The sequence below is a fragment of the Chromohalobacter sp. 296-RDG genome (assembly GCF_029889885.1).
Classification (GTDB): domain Bacteria; phylum Pseudomonadota; class Gammaproteobacteria; order Pseudomonadales; family Halomonadaceae; genus Chromohalobacter.
In genome coordinates this window covers 1-882 of record NZ_JARANY010000274.1, presented here as the reverse complement: position 1 = coordinate 882, position 882 = coordinate 1, and the positions used below count along the sequence as shown (strand labels likewise).

General features: G+C 66.4%; 1 protein-coding gene. It reads right to left on the bottom strand.

What is annotated here, in order from left to right:
- Window positions 1–882, bottom strand: an 882-nt coding sequence (locus tag OP495_RS18975) for a 3-deoxy-D-manno-octulosonic acid transferase (protein WP_280571241.1), incomplete at both ends; no start/stop codon positions are given.

Below are 882 nucleotides of genomic sequence, written 5' to 3'. Positions count from 1 at the left end.
CGCGCCGCGATGCCTGCCAGCGTCTTTTCCAGCGCGCCGCGATTGGCGGCTACCACGGCTTCGCCGGCGGCACCCAGTCGGCGGCGCTGGTCGGGGTCGTCGGCGAGGGTCACCAAGGCCTCACCTAGGGCCTCGGCAGTGTCGATCTCGCACAGTGCCTTGGCCTCGCGCAGAGTCTCGGCAATGTCCTGAAAGTTCTCCAGATACGGCCCGGTAAGCACAGGCACGCCGAGCGCGGCGGGTTCGAGCAGGTTATGCCCGCCGATGGGTACCAGGCTGCCGCCCACGAAGGCCGCGTCCGCCGCGGCGTAGAAGCGCATCAGCTCGCCCATGGTGTCGCCCAGCAGGATACTCGTCTCAGCATTGGGCGTTTCACCTTGCGAACGCCGCGCGAGACGCTCGCCGCGTGCCTCGCAGAGCTCGGCCACCGCCGAAAAGCGCTGCGGATGGCGCGGCACCAACACCAGCAAGGCCTGCGGGTCGCGTTCGCGTAGCCGGGCATGGGCATTGAGCACCTGCTCGTCTTCTCCCGCATGGGTCGAGCCTGCCACCCATACGAATTGCGTGCCCCACTGGGTATGTAAGCGCTCACCCTCATCTCGCAACTCGGCATTGATGGGTAGATCGAACTTGATCGAGCCCACGACCTCACCGCGCTCGGCAGGTAAGCCCAGTGCCGTGAAACGTTCGAAATCCGAGGCCGACTTGGCCGCGAGCCAACTCACCGCGCCCAGTGCGCCACGCAGCAGCGGCGCCACCTTACGATAGCTCTGGAAGGCCTTGTCGGAGAGTCGAGCGTTGGCGACGATCACGGGCACGTGCTGGCGTTCACACGCTGCCAGCAGGTTGGGCCATAGCTCGGTTTCGACGATGATCGCCAGG